This window comes from Thalassobellus citreus, from assembly GCF_044385915.1.
Taxonomy (GTDB): domain Bacteria; phylum Bacteroidota; class Bacteroidia; order Flavobacteriales; family Flavobacteriaceae; genus Thalassobellus; species Thalassobellus citreus.
The window spans coordinates 1-24900 of the sequence record NZ_JBISCC010000104.1 but is presented as its reverse complement, the minus strand read 5'-3'; the positions used below and the strand labels follow the sequence as shown (position 1 = coordinate 24900).

Sequence of the window (24900 nt, the reverse complement as noted above, 5' to 3'; positions counted from 1 at the left end):
AAAAAAAAAAAAAAAAAAAAAAAAAAAAAAAAAAAAAAAAAAATAAACTTAAATTCTATTAGATAAATATTTAATTTAAAATAATCTTTTTAGTAAACATACCTTCTACGGCATGTATATTAACAAAATAAGTTCCTTTAGACTCATTAACAGGAATTGAAATATTTGAAGTTGAATTTGATTCTACATACTTAACTCTTTGTCCTAAAACATTATGAATTGAAACATTTAAAATATTTAAATCATTTTTATTAATAACTTCAACCCTAGACACTTTGTTATCATAATAAACTATTACATTATCAATTTCATCATTAACACTCTCTTCAACATTTAATGATTTATTATCAGTAGCATATTGAAAAACTAGCACAAACCTATCTTCGTAAATTCCTGGCTCTAAGAAAACATCAAACGCAGTATTATTAACTTTAAAAATTTCTTCTGTTAATTTATCTTTTATAAAAATTGAAGTGTCTGTATCAATATTTTCTATAGTTTCTACTTTCACACTTGCTAAACCTGCTTTTTTAACAATTATACCTAACGGAAATTCTTGAGGTGAATTAAAACGATTAACTCCTTGAATGACTAATTTGCTCTTATTTAATTCCCAATACATGTCTTCTACAGCAACATCAACCATAAAAGCATCATAACCCATATCAAAATTAACAGTGGCGTTTTTATTTTCTCCTAAAACTATTTGCCTGTGATACCCTAAAGGAGAACTATATAATAGTTTTATTGTTGGAGTATTATCCTTTTTGCCAATATTACTTTTACTTGCTTTTTTATTTGGAGACTTTAAAAACAAAGAATTTGTACCATCCTCAGTAGCATAAACACGTTGACTATTTTTAAATACAATATCTCCACCATCAACGGTAGAAATAGCAACTCCATTATCATTATCAAAACCACCTAAAACCGTCGAAACAAAAAACCCTTGATTAACAGAAATATATTCCCCTGGCACTTTAGTTCCAATTGCGGCACTTCCTCCATCTGATGTATTATTAATTCGACTATCATTAGAAATTGCAGCAGCTCCACCTATTAAATTTCTAGTTGCATATCCTCCAACATAATCAGCTAAATTATGTGAGTTTTGCTCTCCAAAATGATCCCAAAAATATAAAGCGCCATTAAATACAGTTCCTGTGGTGTTATTGCCACCATCAGCAACACTCATATTATCTAATATAAATTCAGTTGCATCTATAGCAGATGGATAAGGATTCCCTATTAATCTTTCGACTTCTCCCGATGTTTTATCAAGAGCTAAAGTAATATCCCCATTATTTGGCAAACCTCTAAATACATAATTTTGCATATCAGTAATAGGCACTGAGCCTGATGTCCCTTTCATTGTAAACCCTTCACCAGGTAATATAGAAGAACTCTCATCTATTTTTGCCCACGCATAATAATTATCTGCAGCTCCATAAAATTTATACAACCAATAAGTACTAATAGTTCTTGATAAACCTGGAGGAGGCGTTGTTCCTCCAGAAGGAGAAGCGTCAAAATTAAGATCTGCATAACCATCAGAATCTGTACCATTCTTTATAACATCTGCAAGCGTATGATTAGCATTTGTTGATGAAATACCTGTTCCTCGTGTTGCAACGTTACCACCAATTGGACCTACTGATGACGACCAATAATTATAATTAAAACCATTAGCAGTTCCTTGCTGATCTCTTTCAATATAACCACCACTATCTTCATCAATAATACTACCTTCGGTTTGTATTAATTGAGATTCTCCAACTAAATCTATAACACCATCTAACTCTAAATAATGAGAAATAGTTAAGGCTTGACCTGCATTATTTTCAACCGGAATTGTTACTACAGGATCTGCCATAGTTAATGTTCCTGCTGCTTGTATTAAACCTAAAAGCGAAATATCTCTATCGCCAGAATCAATATCATGTGAAATTTCAACAATATTCCAATCAATAATGGTTGTACCATCTAAACTTAAAGAATTTGGAATAACCTGATCTGCATTATCACTCCATGTTGTGGCTGTATCCCAATCGCCAGCATTTGCAGACTTATAAGGTAAAGGAGCCGTTTGATAATCTACAACCTGTTTGTTTTTATTTAAATAATTTAATCGTAAAAAATAAGGTTCGTCTATATCATCATCTAGATTGTATGCTAACCATTTTGCTGTTGAGCCATAAAAAGAATTAAAATTATAGTACACTTTTAAATTACCCCATTCTATATTTGTTATTTCATTACTCGATGCAGCTTGAGGTAATATTTTCCCTCTTATATAATCATAACCACCATCATCAAATCGTTCAATTTCTTGATTCATTAAATACCGTACTTGACTTTCCGTCAACCCAACACCCCATATACAAACTTCATCAATTTCGCCCATGAGCGGATTAGTAATGCTATTCTTATCATTATATACCGCACCAATAGAAAAATTATCCCTACCTCTAATGTAAGGGTTGACTATATCCTGAACAACATGATCTAAAACACCATCAATATACATTAACAATGAACCACTATTATAAACACAAGCCATATTATGCCATTTCCCATCGTCAACATCCATAGTTGAAGTAAATACTGGTGTAACAATATTATCAAAATAAACTTCTACATTTCCAGTTCCATTTAATCTAACCTGAAACTTTTCTCCTTTAGCCATTATAGTTCTATCACTAGCATTAGCTGCACATTTAATCCATGCTGAAATAGAAAAAGAATCGACATTAAATCTAAGATCAGATCCTCCTACGAGAAAATCACCTGAAGTCAAATTCATAGAATGGTTTTCAGATAAATTTGAGACTTTACCAAAAGTAAAATAATTAGTATCATCAAAATCATACCATGTTTTAAGATGAAAGTCCCCATAGTCATCTTCCGTTAACACTAAAGGAATAACATCAATAATATCTCCATCAGCAAAATTAGGATTATCAGCAACAATAAGCGCATATTCTTCTGAAGCCAATTTTGGAAAGCTATTAAATACAGTAACCGGAATAGACATAAAGACTGTTTCAATATCGCCTCCAGATCCTGATTCAATAGATTCAACTATTTTCCATTTTCTATCAATTCTTGTTAAGGTTGTAGTAATACCTGTTGCAATAGTTACAGTATTAGTATTCACACCTGTATAAGGAGCGTTATTACAACCCCATACTAAAAAATCACCATCAGCTTTAAACTCATTAGGGTTTATAGTATTTGTAGTATATATACCTCCTAATCCTATAGTTACCTCTCCAGTAGTATTGATGGTTTTAGATTGTTTTTGATTTAAATCGGAAATGGAATCTCGACCAATACCTGCTATATGATGATTAAACGCAGCAGCATCAGCTGAAATGTCCCAAACTGAAGTATCGAATGAATTGATATAATCTTTTTCTGCTTCAGTTGACGCTCCTAAAGTGATACCATATTTAATCCCTAAATATGATTCTACCTTTTGTCTATCTGCATCAGTTAAACGCTCAGAAAATGTAAAAACCTCTGCAACACGACCATTTAAACTTCCTTGTATATCAAAATTCTTTCCTAACCAATATTCGCTACCCGAAATATTTGTAAAAGCAACATCTGTAACATTCGTTGTTGCTAAAACATCTGAATTGTATAAGATTTCTTGTGCTGTAGGAGACACAGCCAAATTATTTCTAACATTAATAATTCCTGCATTAGCATATGACGAACCTATTACTGCGTCCCCATTAAAACTTCCTCCTCCATCGACATCTTGATTATAAGATAAAGTTTCACCTGTAAATTCTGAAGAATAATTCCCAAATCCAACACCTGTAATATCTCCTGCATTACCAGAATCTATACCTGCAAAAATGGTATTTCTAGTAGATGCGCTCGTCATAGTTGCTTCAGGCACCATCACTATAAAAATATCATGGTTATAAAAACCACTTATTGGAGACGTATTGTTATACATATATTGTTCAATACTAGCTCCATCATTTTCAAATTTTACTACAGGATTGAAATTAATATTTTCTAACTCGTCATCTACAAATGTTGGTTCTTTACCCACTACAGTAGTAGCGTTTTTACCATTAGTACCTAAATCTAACCAATCTGTTAAAGCAGAACCTGAAGTAACAATACCTCTAGTCGATTTTAACCATAATTTAAAGCTTGATGTAATACCTCCTGGACCTGGTATATTCTCATTAAACATTTCTGCACTAACATTTAGCAAAAACGGATCGATATCAGGATCGTTAGTTGAAATACTAATTGTGGCCGATTGTGTTCCTGTTCCAGCTATAGGCGCCGTAAAAGTAACATCTATATAAATACCCCTATAAGGCTCTAAATCATTATATGGAATTCCAAAAAGTGAAGATGTTGCTACAAAGTCTGCATTATTACTTGTAGCAGAAAGAATATTCATATCACAACTACCAATATTTGCTACTAAAAACCGTCTTGTAATAACAGTGCCTTCTTCTACCACACCAAAATACGTTCCGTTACTATCTGTTGTAGTTCCGCTATTATGATCTACCTCTTCCCATGGGTCACCTCCTAAAACATAGATTTCAGGAGCAGAATTAACTTCTACAGTAAACGTAAAATCAGGTAAATTACGCATTTCTATAGTAACCAAAGTACTTACTGTTGCACAATCATACCTAGTGTTTTCTATGTTAAAATCAAGTCGTTTACTATAACTATTACCCCAACAAGTTGCTTGTTTTATGTTTTTTTTGGGATTATTAGGTGTAATATCAAAGTCTGCAGTATTATCAATATCTATATCTCTTACTTTTACCTTTCTATTCCCTTTACAACTACTCCCATCAATGTTAGTAATTCTAAAATCAATACTAGAACCTGCATTTATTGTAACTGTTGAGCCTTGATAAACGACGGCTCCTCCTAAAATTTCTACTTGAATAATTTGCGAATTACCAAAAAAACTAATTAGTAAGAAGGACACAAAAACTAAAAACTGTGCTAGACTAGAGGGCATAGATCTTCTCATATAAATTTTTTTAAACTGTTAATTTTTATGTGAGAGACTAATTTTTAATTAAAATAGCAAAGCAAACATACATTATTATAGACTAAAATACAAATAAAATCGCTGAAACGCATTTTTAATTACCTAATGTAGCTAAAAAACTACATTTTATATGAAAATAAATCGTTTTATGACCTGAAAATATTTTTTTAAAAGATTATAAAAAAACATAAGTTATTTTAAATAAAAATATCACTAACTTTATTCTGAAAAAACGGCATATTATTTGTTGCTATTCCAACTATGAAAAAAAGCATTATCATAATCTTCATTGTATTTCCAATAATTATACTTGGTCAAGCCAATAAAATTATAAGAAAAGGACTTAAAACAATCGATTTAAAAGAAAAAATAGAATTGTTTACAGATGCTATTGAGTTAGAACCTGAAAAACTTGACGCTTATTTCTATAGAGCCATTGCAAAAAATGATTTGGGTGATTATTACGGCGCAATTGCAGACTATTCTAAGATTATACTAACGGAACCAGATGCAGACACATATTATAACAGAGGAAACTCTAGATATAGTTTACAAGATTTTGAAGGCGCAAAAAATGATTACGCTAAAGCCCATGAACTTGATAAAAGATTTTTAGACGCTCTTTATAGCTTAGCTTGCGTGAAATTTGATTTAGGAGAATTTGATAGTGCTATAAAAGATTTTTCAAGTTATATAAAAGAAGTCCCATACAACTCTATGGCATATACATTACGTGCATATGCTTACAAATCTTCAGGAAATCTCAAAAGTGCAGTACAAGATTTTAATACAGCTGTTTTGATTGAACCAAATGCTGATTCATATTATAATAGAGGTATATTTTTAATGGAATTAAATTATTTCAAAGAAGCAAAGTCAGATTTAACTAAATCATTAAGGCTTAATAAAAATAATTCTTATGCTTATTTTTATCGTGGCTCATCAAACTTATACCTAGGCAAATATCATGAGGCTATTTCTGATTTTTCTTCAGCTCTAAAATTTGACTCAGTAGATTTTGATTCTTATCTTGGCTTAGCTATAACGTACTATCAAATAGATGATTTAGTAAATGCTAAATTAAATTTTGATAGAGCCAATGCTATATTATTACCCCAGAAAACAATTACAGATATTGAACAATATAGCAATACATACTTATATCAAAACCAAAATTTATACTTTAAAAAATATATTGACAAATTGATTGCCTTAAAATAATTACCCTTTAAATTTTAAAGGTAAATGCACCACTTTTTTTGTTTCATAAAAATCTTCTGAAAAATAATCGGGTAAATTATAAATTGTAGTAGTTCTATAATCTTTAAGTTCTTCGGTTAAATCGCCTCCTTTTAAATATAATATACCATTTTTAAGCTCGTGCTTTTGTTCTTTAGCAATTTTTCCTTTTACCCAATGTACAAATGTTGGCATAGCAGCTACTGCACGACTTACTATAAAATCGTATGTTTCATTAATATCTTCTACACGGCTATGTGTTGTTCTTACATTAGTTAACCCTAAGCCTTCAACAACCTCATCGACTACTTTTAGTTTTTTCCCTATACTATCAACTAAATGAAAAGAACATTCTGGAAATAAAATTGCCAAAGGAATTCCTGGAAAACCACCACCTGTACCAACATCCATAATACGGCTTCCATCTTTAAAACTAATAACTTTTGCAATGCCTAAAGAATGTAAAACATGCCTTAAATAAAGCTCGTCTATGTCTTTTCTAGAGACGACATTAATTTTTAAATTCCAATCTTGATAAAGCGATTCTAATTTCTTGAATTTATCAATTTGATCTTCCGTTAAATTCGGGAAATATTTTAAAACAAGTTCCATGTAATGTTAAATTTTCAACAAAAATATACTTTTTATATCCGTTTTTTTACAAAAAAACGTTATTACTTAAGTTGGTTTATACCTATCTTTGCGCCGCATATTGTTTATACACAATAATCTGTATGCATATTTAAAATTAATAGCATGACAAAACAAGCTTTATCCTTTTCGAGAACGGACTCAGCAAAATTTTTTAAAACGCTGAATAAGCGTGTTAATGATTATTTTAAAGATAATAACATTAAACGCACAGGAAACTGGAAGCTATACACTAAAGCCATTGTTATGTTTGCTTTACTTATTGTTCCTGTTGTTTTAATTTTAACTATTGACTTACCTGTTTGGGCTCAAATATTATTCATGGTCATTGTGGGGATTGGAATGGCTGGTGTTGGCATGAATGTAATGCATGATGCCAACCATGGTTCTTTTTCAAGTAAAAAATGGGTTAATAAATTAATGGGAAGTAGTATTTACATTTTAGCTGGAAACGACTATAACTGGAAAGTACAACATAACGTATTACATCATACTTACACAAATATACAAGGTCATGATGAAGATATTGATGCAGGTAGAATTATTCGTTTTTCTAAGCATACAAAATGGTTAAAAATTCATCAGTATCAAAAATATTACGCCTTCTTTTTATATGGTTTATTAACTGCAAATTGGGCTATTACTACCGATTTTGTACAAACATATAAATATCTTAAAAGAAAGTTAGCTTATGGCAAACTTCCGCATCCAGCGACACAATGGACTAAATTAATTATTGGAAAAATAATTTATTATTCTATTTGGGTTGTTTTACCATTATCATTAGGCTTTGCTTGGTGGGAAGTTTTACTTGGCTTCTTAATTATGCATTACACTGCTGGTATTATTTTAAGTGTTATATTTCAATTAGCGCACGTAATGCCTAATACAGAAATGCCTACTCCTGATGAAAACGGAAATATGAAAAACACGTGGGCTATTCATCAATTGTTTACAACATCAAATTTTTCACCGAAAAGTTGGATTGTAGAATTTTATACAGGTGGATTAAACCGGCAAGTAGAACACCACTTGTTTGCAAACATTAGTCACGTACATTATAGCAAAATAGCAAAAATAGTTAAAGAAACTGCGCAAGAATTTAGCTTACCATACAATGAATACAACACATTTTGGAAAGCAGTTTCAGAGCATTATAACCAATTAAAGGTTCTAGGTAAAAAACCTAGCATAGCCTAAACTTTACAAATACCACCATAAACAAATAAAAAAATGAGTTTACTTTCTGAAAGAATTTTAAACATGGCTACGTCTGCAACTTTAGCAATGGCGGCAAAAGCAAGAGAACTTAGAGGAGAAGGAAAAGATATTATCGGGTTAAGCTTAGGCGAACCAGATTTTAATACACCTGACTTTATTAAAGACGAAGCTATAAAAGCAATTAACGAAGATTACAACTCGTACACACCAGTTGATGGTTATGTAGAGTTAAAAGAAGCTGTTATTACTAAATTTAAACGTGATAACAACTTAACATATACACTACCTCAAATTGTAGTATCTACTGGAGCAAAACAAGCTTTAGCAAATATTGCAGGTGTGATGCTTAACAAAGGTGACGAAGTTATTTTACCTTGTCCTTACTGGGTAAGTTATTCTGATATTGTTAAGTTAAACGACGGTGTTCCTGTAGAAGTTAAAACGTCTATTGATACCGATTTTAAAATGACACCAGAGCAACTTGAAGCAGCGATTACACCAAACACAAAAATGATGTGGTTTAGCTCGCCTTGTAACCCTAGTGGATCTGTTTATAGCAAAGCAGAATTAAGAGGTTTAGCAGATGTATTAGCAAAACACCCAAACATATATGTGGTTTCTGATGAAATTTACGAACACATAAACTATATAGGTGGTCATGCAAGTATTGCTGAGTTTGATGATATGTACGACAGAACAATTACAGTAAATGGTGTTTCTAAAGCATTTGCTATGACAGGATGGCGTATTGGATACATTGGTGCTCCAGAAAAAATAGCACGTGCTTGTAACAAAATGCAAGGTCAAATTACTAGTGGTGCAAACTGTATTGCACAACGTGCTGTAATTACAGCTTTAAACGAATCGCCTTCTCGTGTTCAATACATGATTGACGAGTTTAAAGTACGTCGCGATTTAATTTTAGGATTATTAAATGATGTTGAAGGATTTAAATCGAATACACCAGAAGGTGCATTTTATGTATTCCCTAATGTATCATATTATTTTGGAAAAACACTTCGTGGAAAAACAATAAACAATGCTACTGATTTCTCTTTATATTTATTAGAAGAAGCGCTTGTTGCAACTGTTACTGGTGAAGCGTTTGGAAATCCAGATTGTATTCGTATTTCATACGCCGCTTCTCAAGAGCAAATTATTGAAGCTATTAAGAGAATAAAAGATGCTGTAAGTTAATACACGAACAACAGATATAAATTTGAAAGGCCACTAATTAATTAGTGGCCTTTTTTTATTTTATTAAATACCAAATTACTATAAATAAAGTAACAAAGAAAATAAGACTAACGAAGAACTTTCAAAATATAACAAGACACCAATAAAAAACTAAAAAACCACAGACAAACCCGCGTTAGCGATTGCAATGGTTAGCTTTTGGCGAGGCGTGCATCGAGCCAAAACTAGTAATGAAAAGCGCGACCCTTGTGGTAACGCCCAAAAAGCTTAAATAATAAAATACGTTTTACCTATTTCGCCAAAAGAAAGGTGTAAACAATATAAGTACCGTAAAGAGTTCTAAACGTCCAATAAGCATTAAAAATGACGACCACCATTTTGCTAAAGGAGGTAATGCAGCATAATTATTTACGGGTCCGAAATTACCAAATGCAGGTCCTACATTACCCAAACTAGAAGCCGATAAACCTATGGAAGAAATAAGATCTATTTCGAACATAGAAAAAACTAAAGCTCCTATAATAAACGATAGCATGTATAATATAAAAAAGGCTAAAACATTAAATACAATAAACCTATTGATAGCTTTTTTATTATAACGAACAGGCACAATGGCATTAGGATGAAGCGTACGCTTAAACTCTAAAAAACCGTTTTTAATAAGTATTAAATGGCGTACTACTTTTACACCTCCAGAGGTACTTCCTGCTGAACCACCTAGAAACATAAGTCCGAAAAAAAGCACACCTAAAAAAGGCGCCCACAATGTATAATCGGCAGAGATAAAACCAGTTGTTGTAACAACTGTAAGTACTTGAAATAAGGCATGCCTAAAAGCACTTTCGCCTTCGCCCCAAACCATTGGGTGATCTATAGATGATATTGAGACATCGGCTTTAAAATAAATAATAAGTGCCGCTATTATAGTAAAAACAGAAACAAATTTAAAATATAGTTTAAACTCCTCGTCTTTAATAATTTTTTGAACTTTGCCTTTAAATGCAAAATAACTTAATACAAAATTCGTACCCGCCAAAAACATAAACAATATAATGATATACTGAATTATTGGTTGACTGTTCCAATAGGCTACACTCGCATTTTTTGTTGAAAAACCACCTGTTGATAAGGTTGCCATAGAATGATTTATAGCATCGAAAAACGACATACCAGCTAATTTAAGAAACAATGTTTCGGCAGCTGTATACCCAAAATAAATAAGCCATAAACGCTTTGCTGTATCTGTAATTCTAGGATGTAATTTATCGGCACTTGGTCCTGGAGCTTCTGCTGCAAAGAGCTGCATACCTCCAATTCCTAATAAAGGTAATATGGCTATAGCTAATACAATAATACCCATACCTCCTATCCAATGCGTGGTACTTCTCCAAAACAAGACTCCTTTTGGGACTGCTTCAATATCATTTAAAATAGAGGCTCCCGTAGTGGTGTAACCAGACATGGTTTCGAAAAAAGCGTTTGTAAAACCAGGAATACTTTCTGTTAATACATAAGGCAAGGTGCCCGATAAAGACATAATTACCCAACCAAAGGCTACTACAATATAACCTTCGCGCTTGTTCATTTCTTTTTTATGCTTTCGGGTAAATAACATCCCAATAACACCTATAACAAGCGTTAATATACCTGCAAGAAATATTTGAAATGTAACGCCATCCTTATAAATTAAACTTACAAGGGCAGAAAGCAACATAAAACCACCATTAAATAATAATAGCAATCCTAAAAAGTGAAAAATAATCTTATAATTGAGTCTCAATATGTATTACTTTTTAATTAGATTTTTAAAGAAATAATTTTTCAACGCGTTTTATTGATTGCAACAAACAGCATACAACAACACGATCGCCTTCTTCAATCTTAAAATCACCTAGCGCTATCATACCTTCTCCGTTTCTAACAACACCTCCAATAATTGCTGTTCTAGGAAAATTAGCATTTTTAATTGTTTTATTACAAATGGCCGATGTGCCTTTAACTTCAAACTCTAACAACTCTGCATTTAAGTTATTAAGCTTTGTCATGGCTACAACTTCTCCTTTACGGATATACCTAAAAATATTATTTGCTGCTAGTAGTTTTTTATTGATTAGTGTATCAATACCTATGGAATGTGATAAATCAAAATAATCGATATTCTCTACTAAAGCTATGGTTTTTTTAACGCCTTTAGATTTAGCAACTAAACAAGACATAATATTTGTTTCAGAATTTGCTCCTACAGCTATAAAAGCATCCATTTCGTTTATATTTTCTTCATCAAGCAAATCTACATTACGTCCATCACTATTAATTACTAAGACCTTTGTTAGTTCCTCTGCCAAATCGAAAGCTTTATCTCTATCGCCTTCTAATAACTTAACATTAAATCCTTTTCCACTTAAATCTCTAGCGGTTTTATAGCCTATTTTACTTCCGCCTAAAATCATGACGTTTTTAATTTCGCTATTAACCTTACCTGTAAGTCTACAAAGTTCTTCATCGCCACCTTCAGAAGTTATAAACACCACATTATCGCCGCGTTTAAACTTTGTATCTCCTCTAGGTATAATAGTATATTGCGTACCAAAACGCTGTATAGCAATAGGCACAAAATGTATTTCTGGAAAAATTTGAGCTGCTTCCTTTACTGTTTTACCTATAAATGAAGCCGTTTTAGAAAGTGTTAAACCCGCCATGGTTAATGCACCATCTTCAAACTCGTAATTCTCGTTAAAAGACGATTGTTTTAAAGACAACTGAATTTCGGCAGCTGCCAAAGCTTCTGGAGAAATTAACTCATCAATACCAAATTTTGTAAATCCAACCTCATCTTTAAAATGAATAAATTCGGTATTCGTAATTCTAGCAATTGTTTTATTAGCACCTAATTGCTTAGCTAAAACACAAACAGTAATATTAGTTGTTTCGCTTGATGTTACTGCTATAAACAAATCACAAGTATTAACACGTGCGTCTTTTAAAATAGCAATTGAAGTAGCATCGCCCTTTATAACTCGAATATCTAAATGTGTATCGGCGTATGCTAAACTTTTTTTATTTGGATCGATTAGGGTGATTTCTTGAGACTCATAAGACAATAGTTTTGCCAAATGAAATCCAACTTCACCTGCACCTGCAATGATTATTTTCATTTTTTTATATCATAAAAAGAAGTCTCAAAGATACTATAAATTATAATTGACACGAAAAATGAATTCATATAAGTAAAATATTAATCATTTACAGATTCACGATTTAAGCTAAATCTAAGGCATTCAAACTCATTTTAAGCTTCGTTGTTATTTTAAAGTCAAAATAAATTATGTAGGTTTGCGAAAAAAATATAGCATTGTCAAAAATTAAGCCCTACAAAAACAGCGATTTAGGTAAAAAAGAACAAGTTACCCAAATGTTTGATACTATTTCTGGAGATTATGATGGATTAAATCGTGTTATCTCCTTTGGAATTGATATTAAATGGCGCAAAAAAGTAGTAAAATTTGTTAAAGAAAATAATCCTGATACTATTCTAGACATTGCCACTGGAACTGGTGATTTAGCTATTAATCTTGCTGAAACTAATGCAACCAAAATTGTTGGTTTTGATATTAGTAGTGGCATGCTCGAAATTGGCAAACAAAAAATTAAAAAGAAAGGTTTAGAATCTAAAATAGACATGGTTTTAGGTGATAGTGAGAATATGCCTTTTGAAGATAATAGCTTTGATGCTATTACCGTTGCTTTTGGAGTTAGGAATTTTGAAACTTTAGAAAATGGGTTGAAAGAAATTTTTAGAGTACTAAAACCTAATGGCACCTTTGTTATTTTAGAAACATCTATCCCTAGTAAATCGCCTTATAAACAAGGGTATAAATTCTACACAAAAAACATTTTACCTTTAATTGGTCGTGTGTTTTCAAAAGATAGAAGTGCCTATAAATATTTATGCGAATCTGCATCTGCTTTTCCTTATGGAGAAGCTTTAAACAATATTTTACGTAAAATTGGGTTTATTAATGTTGAAGATTTTCCACAAACTTTTGGTGTGGCAACAATTTATAAATCATCTAAGTAATAACATGAAGCACGTTTTTATAGTATTAGCCTTTTTATTCATAATTCAAACCTCTAATGCGCAGTTATTTAGAAAAGAGAAAGTAACTTATGATGCCAACCAAGGTAAAGGTGGTACCGATAATAACTTACTACGTTGGGGCTATTTTTTAGGCATCAACAATTATGATTTTAACTTTGACTACAATGAAAACTTAAGAGATATTTATGTAAAAAGAAGTCCTGGTTTTAGTGTTGGTTTAATTGGTAATCTAAGAATAAACAACTTTATAGACTTACGTTTAGAACCTGGTTTACTTATTACAACTAGAGAACTTTATTATAGTCAAACTTATTTTCAAGGCATTGACTTTAAAACATCTGATTTAACAAGAGAAGTTAAGTCTACATATATTCATGTACCTTTATTAGTCAAAATTTCGACAAAACGTGTTAATAATTTTAAACCATTTATAGTGGGTGGTTTATCAACAGCTTTAAACTTATCTAGCAACGAAACAAACCCAAACGATAACAGTAGTGGGCAATTTAGAACTAAAAAAAATATGCTTTTTTATGAGCTAGGTTTCGGTATAGACTTCTACTTATATAATTTTAAGTTCACGCCTTCTATTAGAGGCTTATTTGCTATTAACGACGAACTTATTAGAGACAAAGACCCTAATAGCCCATGGACAAGTAATATTACCAACATGAAAACACGTGGTGTTTTTATTAATTTTACGTTTCAATAAACCCGACGTTTAAACTCACTCAGCAAAATAGCAGTTGCTGTAGCGACATTTAAACTCTCAGTAACTTGAGTATCTCCAAATCTTGGTATTGATATTTTTTCACTTATAATAGCTTCAACTTCTTTAGAAACTCCATTGGCTTCATTCCCCATAACCAAAACACCTTGTTTTGGCAATTCTTTTTCATAAACAGTTTCTCCATCCATAAAAGCTCCAAAAACAGGAGCGTTACTTGCTTTTAAAAACACTTCTAAGTCAACATAACTAATATTCACTCTGGTAATAGATCCCATAGTAGCCTGTACTACTTTTGGGTTAAAACAATCTACAGTTTCTTTACTACACACCAAATCTGTAACTCCAAACCAATCGCAAAGTCTTATAATAGTTCCTAAATTCCCAGGATCTCGAACAGAATCAAGTGCTACAATTAGCTGATTATTATTTATGGTTTTAGACTGAGGTATTTTAAAAACAGCTAAAGCTTTATTAGGCGTTGTTAAAAAACTAATACGCTTTAAATCGGTTTCAGTAATTAAAATTTCATCTTTGGCATCAATGTTGAAGGTTTCTGTCGTATATAATACATGAAGCACTAACTGAGACTGCAAAAGCTCTTTTATTGTTTTTATACCTTCAACAACAAAAAAACCATGTTGTTGTCTATATTTTTTTTGCTTTAAACTCGTTATTAATTTTATTTGACTTTTTGAAAGCATATTATTTTTATAAAATTATTTAAACATTCTTTTTGTTTAAATAATGTATTTTTGAATTTATTAAAAAACATTTTAATTACAAACTTACAAATACTGTACGCTTTTAAAGTTTAAAACCTGAAATAACTATCATTTTCATTTGAAACTAATACCTTTTAAAATATCAATACTCCTTTTAATCACTATATGTTTCACTTCATGTGATGCTGTTAAAAGAGTTGCTGAAGATGAGCAATTACTTACTAAAAACACCATCTCAATAAACGATAAAAAAGTAAACACAGAAGTAATTAACAATTTACTTTATCAAAAACCAAATAGAAAAATTCTAGGCATTCCGTTGCGCTTACATATATACAATATGGCACGACCTAATAAAGATTCTATTTTTGAAGCTTGGCTAGATAAAAACCCAAAACGAAGAGAGCGCTTAGTAAATAAATATTCAAAAAAACAAGTTAACCAACTTAAACAATCTTCATTAGGATTTAATGATTGGCTAAAAACCACAGGTGAAGCTCCAGTAATTATTGATGACATAAGAACCAAAAAATCTGTAAAACGCATACAAGATTATCATATAAATAATGGCTGGTTTGATGTTGAAACAACTTATAATGTTAATAAAAAAGAAAATAAACGAGCAGAAATAGAATACCAAACTAAAACTGGTAAAGCATATATTTTAGACACTATTTCAAGCAAAGTTGCCTCACCAATAATAGATTCGCTATACAAATCCATCAAAAAAAATTCTTTAATAAGACAGAAAGAACAATACAAAACTGAGAATTTAGTAAATGAGCGTGATAGAATTTCAAACAAATTACGAAACTCTGGTATTTTTCATTTTAATCAAGACTATATAACTTTTGAAATAGATACTATTGGCACCAATAAAAAAGTAAATATTGATGTTCAAATATTAAACAGAGCCATAAGAACACCCGATTCAATAAGAAGAGAGCCTTTTAAAGTTTATCATATAGATGATGTAAATATTATTACCGATTACAAATATGAAAACAGAGGTAAACCTTTTCAAGATTCTATAAGATACAATGGTTATAAACTTTATGCGTACGATAAAATCAAGTATCGCCCTAAAGCGATTACTGACGCTATGTTTATAAACCCTGGAACCTTATTTAAAGATATAGACAGAACAAGAACTTATAGGCATTTAAATGGGTTACGAACTTTTAAATACCCAAATATTGAACATGTTGAAAACAATGACAACAACACTTTATCAGACACCATACGCCTAACACCTTTAAAAAAATTCAGTCTCGTTTTTAATGCAGATGTATCAAAAAACAACATTCAAACCATTGGGCTTTCATTAAATCCTAGTTTGTTAATTAGAAATATTTTTAGAGGCGCAGAAACATTAGAAGTTTCTGCTATTGGATCTATTGGAGCATCAGATGATCAAAATAGAAATAACCTGAACGATCCGTTTTTTGACATCAATGAAATTGGAGCCAATTTAAAACTAACCATCCCTCGATTATTTTCACCTTTTTACACTGAAAATATTATACCAAAATACATGCTGCCTTCAACCAGAATAAGTTTATCTACAACAAGCCAAACTAATATAGGGCTAGACAAACAAACTTTAAGTGGCACTTTTAATTACAATTGGCATCCAAATACAAAAAAAACAAATAAACTAGATTTATTTAATGTACAATATGTTAGAAACTTAAATATTGAAAACTATTTTGGCGTATATCAAAACTCATTTAATTCATTAAACCAAATAGCTCGAGATGTTAGCTACATAAGTCCTGACAGTAGTTTAAATATTCCTGATGAAGCTAATGCGTTTATAGATTATGTACTGAATGATGTACCGCCAAGCGAAATATCGAGTACACAACTTAAAACCGTAAACAGTATTAACGAACGTAAAAACAGACTTACTGAGAACAATCTAATTTTGTCTTCTAGTTTTAGTTTCACAAAAGATGAAAGAACCAATATATTTGATCAAAACTTCTCAATCTTTCGTTTTAAATTAGAATCGGCAGGTAATTTATTAGCAAACGCATCTAAACTTTTAGGGGTTAAAAAGAATAATGATAATCGTTATGAACTACTAAATGTTGCTTTTTCACAATACATTAAAACTGAATTTGATTATATAAAACACTGGGATTTAGGCAATAAAAATATATTAGCAATACGAAGTTTTTTAGGCGTTGCTATTCCTTATGGAAACTCATCAAGTATACCGTTTTCAAAAAGTTTCTTTGCGGGAGGACCTAATGACAACAGAGCTTGGTCTGCATATAATTTAGGACCAGGAAGTTCTGAAACTACAAACGAATTTAATGAGGCTAATTTAAAGTTAGCTTTTAGTATAGAAGAGCGTTTTAATTTATTTGGCAGCTTAAACGGAGCCATTTTTATTGATGCTGGAAACATCTGGAATGTTTTAGATGATGTAGACGACACCAATGCAACATTTTCAAATTTTAGTTCTTTAAAAGATATTGCTATAGGTTCTGGTTTAGGCTTGCGCTATGATTTTAGCTTTTTTGTATTCAGGTTTGATGTAGGATTTAAAACTTACGATCCTTCGTACCGAGAACAAAACCGATGGTTTAACGATTACAATTTTAATAACGCTGTATATAACATTGGTATTAACTACCCTTTTTAACTCCTAAAAATATTATATATTTTTTCTCTTATATTCTTAGTTTACAAGAACTAAAAACATAAATAACTACAACGTTTTAGTTTCTTTTTATTCTTTTCAAGTTAGAAAACCATAACTCTTTATTTAAAAAATCATTACTTTTGAGAACTACAAAATACTAATTAATTTATTTTTTAAAAATGGGACACAATATAAAACCAGGAGTTGCTACAGGTAAAGAAGTACAAGCAATTTTTAACCATGCTAAAGCAAACAACTATGCTTTACCAGCAGTTAATGTTATAGGATCTGACACTATTAATGGTGTTTTAGAAACAGCTAGAGACTTAAATGCTCCAGTAATTATTCAATTTTCTAACGGTGGCGCTCAATTTAATGCTGGAAAAGGATTAAGTAACGACGGGCAAAAAGCAGCTATTGCTGGTGCCATTGCAGGTGCAAAACATGTACATACATTATCTGAATCTTATGGTGTTCCTGTAATTTTACACACAGACCACTGTGCTAAAAAATTATTACCTTGGATAGACGGGTTATTAGATGCTAGTGAAAAACATTTTGCTGAAACAGGAAAATCTCTTTTCAGTTCGCATATGATAGACTTATCGGAAGAGCCAATTGAAGAAAATATTGAAATTTGCAAAACCTATTTAGAGCGTATGTCTAAAATGGGTATGACTTTAGAAATTGAATTAGGTATTACAGGCGGTGAAGAAGATGGTGTAGACAATACAGATGTTGATGATTCTAAATTATACACACAACCAGAAGAAGTAGCTTATGCCTATGAAGAATTAAGCAAAGTAAGTGACCAATTTACTATTGCTGCTGCTTTTGGAAACGTTCATGGTGTTTACAAACCAGGAAATGTAAAATTAACTCCAAAAATCTTAAAAAACTCTCAAGAATATATTACAAAAAAATATGGTGTTGAAGAAAACCACATTGATTTTGTATTCCACGGTGGATCTGGATCTACAGTTGAAGAAATTAGAGAAGGAATTAGCTATGGTGTTATTAAAATGAATATTGATACCGATTTACAATATGCTTTCATGAGTGGTATTCGTGATTACATGGGTGAAAAAGCTGAATATTTAAAAGGACAAATTGGAAACCCTGATGGTGCCGATGTACCAAACAAAAAATACTACGATCCAAGAGTTTGGTTACGTGCTGGAGAAAATACGTTTGTAGAACGTTTGAAAAAAGCGTTTGAAGATTTAAACAATGTAAATACTTTATAAAAAAAGGTTTACAACAATACAATAATTTAAAGGCTCTGTTTTATTTCAGAGCCTTTATTTTTTTTTATTAAAACACTATAAACAAGACCCTTACAAACAAACAAGCAACTGTATTTAATAAAAATACAAGGGCATTACCTCCAAAATTAAAAAAAGACTTAATTTTGTAGTTAGGCTTTCTGTTATTTTTTTGACTATTAAAGTCAACAGATTAATAAAGCAAACCTTGTTATAAATAACATCGTAAACTATAAAACGTAAATTAATATGTCTTGGTTTAAAAGAAAAACAAAAGGAATTACAACTACTACAGAGGAGAAAAAAGACACCCCAAAAGGGTTGTGGTATAAATCTCCTACGGGTAAAATTGTTGATGCCGAAGAATTAGAAAAAAACTTCTATGTAAGTCCAGAAGATGGTTACCATGTTAGAATAGGCAGTAAAGAATACTTCGAAATACTTTTTGACGATAATAAATTTAAAGAGCTAGACGCAAAATTAGAGTCTAAAGATCCTTTAAAATTTGAGGACACAAAAAAATATCCAGAACGTTTAAAAGCGGCACAAGAAAAAACCAAATTAAAAGATGCGGTTAGATGTGCTGTTGGAAAATCTAAAGGAAAAGATTTAGTAATTGCCTGTATGGACTTTGCCTTTATTGGAGGTTCTATGGGAAGTGTTGTTGGCGAAAAAATAGCTAGAGCAGCCGATTATTCTTTAAAAAACAACATACCATTAATGGTTATCTCTAAATCTGGAGGTGCTCGTATGATGGAAGCTGCTTTATCGTTAATGCAATTAGCTAAAACATCGGTTAAATTAGCGCAATTAGCAGATGCTGGCATACCTTATATTTCGTTATGTACAGACCCAACTACGGGAGGTACAACAGCTTCATTTGCTATGTTAGGAGATATAAATATTAGCGAACCTGGAGCATTAATTGGTTTTGCAGGTCCTAGAATTGTAAGAGACACTACTGGTAAAGAGTTACCTGAAGGATTTCAAACGTCTGAGTTTTTATTAGAACATGGTTTCTTAGACTTTATTACATTAAGAAGAAATTTAAAAGATAAGGTAAATCAATATCTTGATTTAATATTAAATCAGCCTTTGAGAGCTTAAAAAACAATTACTAACCTCAAAACCAAATTTCATGAGACTAAAAATCAACCTATTATTACTTTTAATTGCAACTGTTTTTAATTGTAGCGAAATAGACAAACTAACAGAATTTGATATTACTGAAGATTTTGATACCTCTATTGAAATATCTATTCCAGATAACGATGGTGGTAATGCTACATCATTATCAGAATCTTCAACTATAGATATCTCAACCAATGCAGAGATTAATAAAAATTTAGATTTAATTCAAGATGCAACAATTAACTCTTTAACCTATGAAATTTCAGATTTTACAGGTGCAGAGAACGCAACAATAACAAATGCATCTTTAAATATTGGAGGAACTATTATTGCTGTTAATGCTATTAACTTAAAACAATCTGACGATAACAATACTATTTATAGTATTGAAAACACAGATAAACTAAAAGGTATAGCTACTTATTTAAAAAACAACTCAACAGCTACAATTACATTGTCTGGAGAACTAAGTACTACTCCTGTAACTTTTAATATTATAATTGAATTAGAATCTACATTTACTATTGATGTAATCTAATTTTTTATTAGATCAGAATATACACCTGTTAGGTTAAAAAAACTAGACAGGTGTTTTTTATTTTATAACACTTTCAAATCATTAAAATTTACTATATTTGCCGCTCGAAAGAAGAGCTTTCGTGTACATAAAAATTATTTACAACAATATTAGCATGTATTTATCAAAAGAAGAGAAACAAGAAATGTTTGCAAAACACGGTAAAGGTAAAAACGATACTGGTTCTGCAGAAGGGCAAATTGCTCTATTTACACAAAGAATTAATCACTTAACTGAGCACTTAAAAAACAATCGTAAAGATTATAATACAGAGCGTTCGTTAGTAAAATTAGTAGGTAAAAGAAGAAGCTTACTAGATTACTTAACTAAGAAAGATATTTTAAGATATCGTGCCATAGTAAAAGAATTAGGATTAAGAAAATAATTAAAAAAGAGGCTTCGCAGCCTCTTTTTTGTTTTTGCGTTAGGGATTGATGCGGCATCCTTTTTGTTTTTCACAAAAAGATATAGCGGAAAGCCCGACCTTTAGGTAACGCCCACATAGATATAATAACTCGCATCGAAAGAGTATAACATTCGATAATTATGAATAAGCAGATCCTGAAACGAGTTCAGGATAAATAGTTTTTCATTGGTCGCATACAACAACTACACACAACAACACAACGACCATTGTTTAATTAGAATTAAAAAAATTTATGATTCCAAAAGTTTTTAAAGAGGTCATAGACCTAGGTGACGGTAGAGAAATTTCTATTGAAACTGGAAAATTAGCAAAACAGGCACATGGTTCTGTTGTTGTACAATCTGGAAACTGTATGCTTTTGTGTACATTAGTTTCTAACTACAAACAAAGCGATGTAGACTTTTTACCTTTAACGGTAGACTACAGAGAAAAGTTTGCTGCTGCTGGACGTTATCCAGGAGGTTTCTTTAAAAGAGAAGCAAGACCAAGTGACGGTGAAGTTTTAACCATGCGTTTAGTAGACCGTGTTTTACGTCCGTTATTCCCAAAAGATTATCATGCAGAAACACAAGTTATGATTCAATTAATGTCTCATGATGAAAATGTTATGCCAGATGCTATGGCAGGATTAGCCGCTTCTGCAGCTATTCAATTATCTGATGTTCCTTTTGAAACTCCAATTTCTGAAGCTAGAGTTGGTCGTATAAATGGCCAATTTATAATTAACCCAACACGTGCTCAATTAGAAGAGTCTGATATAGACATGATGATTGGAGCTTCTGCCGATTCTGTAATGATGGTAGAGGGTGAAATGTTAGAGATTTCTGAAGAAGAAATGGCTGAAGCAATAAAATTTGCTCATGAAGCTATTAAAGTACAATGTGCTGCTCAAGTAAAATTAGCAGAAGCTTTTGGTAAAAAAGAAACACGTGAGTACGAACCAGAAAGAGAAGACGAAGCTGTAGAGAAAAAAGTAAAAGAATTAGCTTACGATAAAGTATATGCGGTTGCTAAAAAAGCATCAGCAAAACACGAAAGAAGCGCCGCTTTTGAAGAGATTAAAGAAGAGGTAAAAGCTGCTTTTAGTGAAGAAGAATTAGAAGATTTTGGAGATTTAGTTTCTAAATATTTCTATAAAGCAGAAAAAGCTGCTGTTAGAGATTTAACCTTAAACGAAGGTTTACGTCTTGATGGTCGTAAAACTGACGAAATTAGACCTATTTGGTGTGAGGTAGATTATTTACCATCTACACATGGTTCGTCTATATTTACTCGTGGAGAAACACAAGCATTAGCTACGGTTACTTTAGGTACTTCTAGAGAAGCAAACCAAATAGATATGGCATCTTATGAAGGTGAAGAACGTTTCTATTTACATTACAACTTCCCTCCTTTCTCAACTGGAGAAGCTAGACCTTTAAGAGGAACTTCTAGACGTGAGGTTGGACACGGAAACTTAGCACAACGTGCATTAAAAAATATGGTACCTGCAGATTGTCCATATACTGTTCGTGTAGTATCTGAAGTATTAGAATCTAACGGTTCGTCTTCTATGGCAACAGTTTGTGCAGGAACTATGGCACTTATGGATGCTGGTGTACAGTTAAACAAACCTGTTTCTGGTATTGCTATGGGATTAATTACAGATGTTGAATCTGGAAAATATGCTGTACTATCTGATATTTTAGGTGATGAAGATCATTTAGGAGATATGGACTTTAAAGTTACTGGTACTGCCGATGGTATTACTGCTTGCCAAATGGATATTAAAGTAAAAGGTTTAAGTTATGAGATTTTAGTGAATGCACTAAAACAAGCTCGTGACGGACGTTTACACATATTAAGCAAATTAACCGATACGATTGCTGCTCCTAATGCTGATGTAAAAGCGCACTCTCCAAAAATGATTACTAGAAAAATTCCTAACGAATTTATTGGTGCATTAATTGGTCCTGGTGGAAAAGTAATTCAAGAATTACAAAAAGAAACTAATACAACAATTGTTATTAACGAAGACCCTGTTACCGAAGAAGGTATTGTTGAAATATTAGGTGTAGGTAATGAAGGTATTGATGCTGTACAAGCAAAAATAGATTCGTTATTATTTAAACCAACTGTTGGTAGTGTATACGAAGTAAAAGTTATTAAAATGTTAGATTTTGGTGCTGTTGTAGAATATACAGATGCTCCAGGAAACGAAGTTTTATTACACGTAAGCGAATTAGCTTGGGAACGTACTGAAAATGTAACAGACGTTGTTAATATGGGTGATGTTTTTGATGTGAAGTACTTTGGTGTAGACCCAAGAACTCGTAAAGAAAAAGTATCTCGTAAAGCTATTTTACCAAAACCAGAAGGTTATGTTGCAAGACCACCTAGAGACAACTCTAGAGATAATCGTGGTGGACGTGATAACAGAGGTAGAGATAATCGTGGACGCGATAACCGCAGAGACGATAGAAAACCTAGAGAAGATAAGAAAGAAGATTAATTTCTTTTAAATTATAATGTATTAAAGCCTGTTTCTAATTTTGAAACAGGCTTTTTTTGTGTATATTTATGTACAAATTGTAATTTTAAGAAACTAGACTATGACTTCAATTACATTAGAACCATTTAAACATCGGTCTAAAAGTTGTATTGCTATTAAATTTCAATATGACTTTGAAACTAAAGAATATATAAAAAAATTTAATGGCGTGCGTTGGTCTAAAACGCACCGAACATTTTACATTTATTACAACGAAGTTCGGTTAGAAAATATTAAAGAGTATATAAAAAAGGGGAACTTAATTCTTTTAGACAATACTAGTAATGACACAATTCCACTTTATAAAAAAGGTGTTAACATTGAATTAGAACCGCTAAACGAAGAAAAAACAATAATTTACCGCCATTTTTTAGAGTTTCTAAAAGGTAAAAGATTTAGTAAGAGTACTATTGCTAGTTATAGTGGTTTTATACTTGAGTTTTTACGTTTTACGGGCAAAAAACCTATAGACGACCTTAATGAAAATGATGTAAGATATTATATAGAATGGGCAGTAGAAAAATTAAATTATGCGGTTAGCACCCACAGACAACTAGTTAGTGGTTTAAAGCATTTCGCCTACTTTTATCCTGCATGCTCTATTAATGTAGACAAAATCTATATGCCTAAAAAGGATAAAAAGTTACCTATTGTATTAAGTATTGAAGAAGTGTTGAGTATTTTACAATCTACTAAAAACCTTAAACATCGTACAGTAATAGCTATGCTTTATGGATCTGGGTTAAGAGTAGGAGAAATTATTGATTTAAAACTCAGTGATTTTGATTTTAAACGAAAACAACTTCATATTAAAAATGCAAAAGGAAGAAAAGATAGGTATACAACTATTGCCGAAAGTCTTTTTCCGTTATTAAAAAACTATCACAATACGTATAAGCCTAAAGTATATTTTATTGAAAACCCTAAAGGCGGGAAATATAGTCCAGGGTCTATTCGTGCATTTTTAAGAAAAAGCACAGAAGCAGCAGGAATAACAAAAACAATCACTCCGCATACACTTAGGCACAGCTATGCTACACATATGTTAGAACAAGGTATAGATATACGATATATTCAGGAATTATTAGGCCATAGCAGACCTGAAACAACTATGATTTACACGCATGTAACAAGAAAAGATTTACAAGAAATAAAAAGCCCATTAGATAATGTTATAAAAAAATTATCTTTACCGGATAACAGCAACAAAACCCTTACCATATCCTGATTTATTTACGGGATATGATTAATAAAAATGATTATATAACGAGTTGTACAACATTACCCAAAACAAGAAAATTTGAACAAAATATTATTATTAGCACTTTTAATTTTCTCAAATACTTACGGACAAGTGCAGAAAAAATTCTTTGTCGAAGACGAAAAGAATGTTAAATATGTGACAGTAAAT

At 31.5% G+C, this 24900-nt stretch carries 17 protein-coding genes; 12 read left to right on the top strand and 5 right to left on the bottom strand.

Annotated elements, in window-relative coordinates; translation table 11 throughout:
* Positions 1 to 70 precede the first annotated feature (70 nt).
* Positions 71 to 5026, bottom strand: a complete 4956-nt coding sequence (locus tag ACH5TX_RS01375; protein WP_439337765.1) for a DUF8202 domain-containing protein — start codon at positions 5024 to 5026, stop codon at positions 71 to 73.
* Positions 5027 to 5308: 282 nt separating this feature from the next.
* Between ACH5TX_RS01375 and ACH5TX_RS01370 the strand changes: the two genes are divergently transcribed.
* A complete protein-coding gene (locus ACH5TX_RS01370; RefSeq protein ID WP_439337764.1) occupies positions 5309 to 6268 on the top strand; it encodes a tetratricopeptide repeat protein in 960 nt (319 codons plus the stop codon).
* Here ACH5TX_RS01370 and rsmG read toward each other — a convergent pair whose 3' ends face one another.
* A complete protein-coding gene (rsmG, locus tag ACH5TX_RS01365; protein ID WP_439337763.1) occupies positions 6269 to 6898 on the bottom strand; it encodes a 16S rRNA (guanine(527)-N(7))-methyltransferase RsmG in 630 nt (209 codons plus the stop codon).
* A gap of 144 nt (positions 6899 to 7042) precedes the next feature.
* Here rsmG and ACH5TX_RS01360 point away from each other — a divergent pair, with 144 nt between their 5' ends.
* Positions 7043 to 8137: a fatty acid desaturase family protein gene (locus ACH5TX_RS01360; RefSeq protein WP_439337762.1), complete on the top strand. Its 1095-nt coding sequence runs from the start codon at positions 7043 to 7045 to the stop codon at positions 8135 to 8137.
* Between the two features lie 33 nt (positions 8138 to 8170).
* Entirely contained in the window at positions 8171 to 9355 is a 1185-nt protein-coding gene (locus ACH5TX_RS01355; protein ID WP_439337761.1) for a pyridoxal phosphate-dependent aminotransferase, read from the top strand.
* Between the two features lie 286 nt (positions 9356 to 9641).
* Here ACH5TX_RS01355 and ACH5TX_RS01350 read toward each other — a convergent pair whose 3' ends face one another.
* Both ACH5TX_RS01350 and trkA read right to left on the bottom strand, forming a co-directional pair.
* Entirely contained in the window at positions 9642 to 11135 is a 1494-nt protein-coding gene (locus ACH5TX_RS01350) for a TrkH family potassium uptake protein (RefSeq protein WP_439337760.1), read from the bottom strand.
* Positions 11136 to 11160: 25 nt separating this feature from the next.
* Positions 11161 to 12510 carry a Trk system potassium transporter TrkA gene (trkA, locus tag ACH5TX_RS01345; RefSeq protein ID WP_439337759.1) on the bottom strand — a complete coding sequence of 450 codons (1350 nt, stop codon included), beginning with the start codon at positions 12508 to 12510 and terminating at the stop codon, positions 11161 to 11163.
* Positions 12511 to 12707: 197 nt separating this feature from the next.
* On the opposite strand from trkA, the gene ubiE reads away from it, so the two are divergent.
* The gene (gene ubiE, locus ACH5TX_RS01340) at positions 12708 to 13433 is read left to right on the top strand and encodes a bifunctional demethylmenaquinone methyltransferase/2-methoxy-6-polyprenyl-1,4-benzoquinol methylase UbiE (RefSeq protein ID WP_439337758.1); all 726 of its coding nucleotides are present in this window, start codon (positions 12708 to 12710) and stop codon (positions 13431 to 13433) included.
* 4 nt (positions 13434 to 13437) lie between these two features.
* A complete protein-coding gene (porT, locus tag ACH5TX_RS01335) occupies positions 13438 to 14166 on the top strand; it encodes a type IX secretion/gliding motility protein PorT/SprT (protein ID WP_439337757.1) in 729 nt (242 codons plus the stop codon).
* Here the strand turns inward: porT and ACH5TX_RS01330 are convergent.
* A complete protein-coding gene (locus ACH5TX_RS01330) occupies positions 14160 to 14885 on the bottom strand; it encodes a TrmH family RNA methyltransferase (protein WP_439337756.1) in 726 nt (241 codons plus the stop codon). The two genes, porT and ACH5TX_RS01330, sit on opposite strands and share 7 nt — an antisense overlap.
* A gap of 139 nt (positions 14886 to 15024) precedes the next feature.
* Between ACH5TX_RS01330 and tamL the strand changes: the two genes are divergently transcribed.
* The 7 genes from tamL (at position 15025) to xerA (ending at position 24717) form a co-directional block, all read left to right on the top strand.
* Positions 15025 to 17559 (top strand): translocation and assembly module lipoprotein TamL, encoded by a 2535-nt coding sequence (tamL, locus tag ACH5TX_RS01325; RefSeq protein WP_439337755.1) that lies wholly within the window; start codon positions 15025 to 15027, stop codon positions 17557 to 17559.
* A 179-nt stretch (positions 17560 to 17738) separates the two neighbouring features.
* Complete coding sequence (gene fbaA / locus ACH5TX_RS01320; RefSeq protein ID WP_439337754.1) at positions 17739 to 18806, top strand: class II fructose-bisphosphate aldolase; 1068 nt, start codon at positions 17739 to 17741, stop codon at positions 18804 to 18806.
* A gap of 267 nt (positions 18807 to 19073) precedes the next feature.
* Positions 19074 to 19931, top strand: a complete 858-nt coding sequence (accD, locus tag ACH5TX_RS01315; protein WP_439337753.1) for an acetyl-CoA carboxylase, carboxyltransferase subunit beta — start codon at positions 19074 to 19076, stop codon at positions 19929 to 19931.
* Between the two features lie 31 nt (positions 19932 to 19962).
* Positions 19963 to 20493 carry a hypothetical protein gene (locus tag ACH5TX_RS01310; protein WP_439337752.1) on the top strand — a complete coding sequence of 177 codons (531 nt, stop codon included), beginning with the start codon at positions 19963 to 19965 and terminating at the stop codon, positions 20491 to 20493.
* Between the two features lie 154 nt (positions 20494 to 20647).
* A complete protein-coding gene (rpsO, locus tag ACH5TX_RS01305; RefSeq protein WP_439337094.1) occupies positions 20648 to 20917 on the top strand; it encodes a 30S ribosomal protein S15 in 270 nt (89 codons plus the stop codon).
* Between the two features lie 274 nt (positions 20918 to 21191).
* Positions 21192 to 23450: a polyribonucleotide nucleotidyltransferase gene (locus ACH5TX_RS01300; RefSeq protein ID WP_439337751.1), complete on the top strand. Its 2259-nt coding sequence runs from the start codon at positions 21192 to 21194 to the stop codon at positions 23448 to 23450.
* Positions 23451 to 23550: 100 nt separating this feature from the next.
* Positions 23551 to 24717, top strand: a complete 1167-nt coding sequence (gene xerA / locus ACH5TX_RS01295; protein ID WP_439337750.1) for a site-specific tyrosine recombinase/integron integrase — start codon at positions 23551 to 23553, stop codon at positions 24715 to 24717.
* The last annotated feature ends 183 nt before the right edge of the window (positions 24718 to 24900 follow it).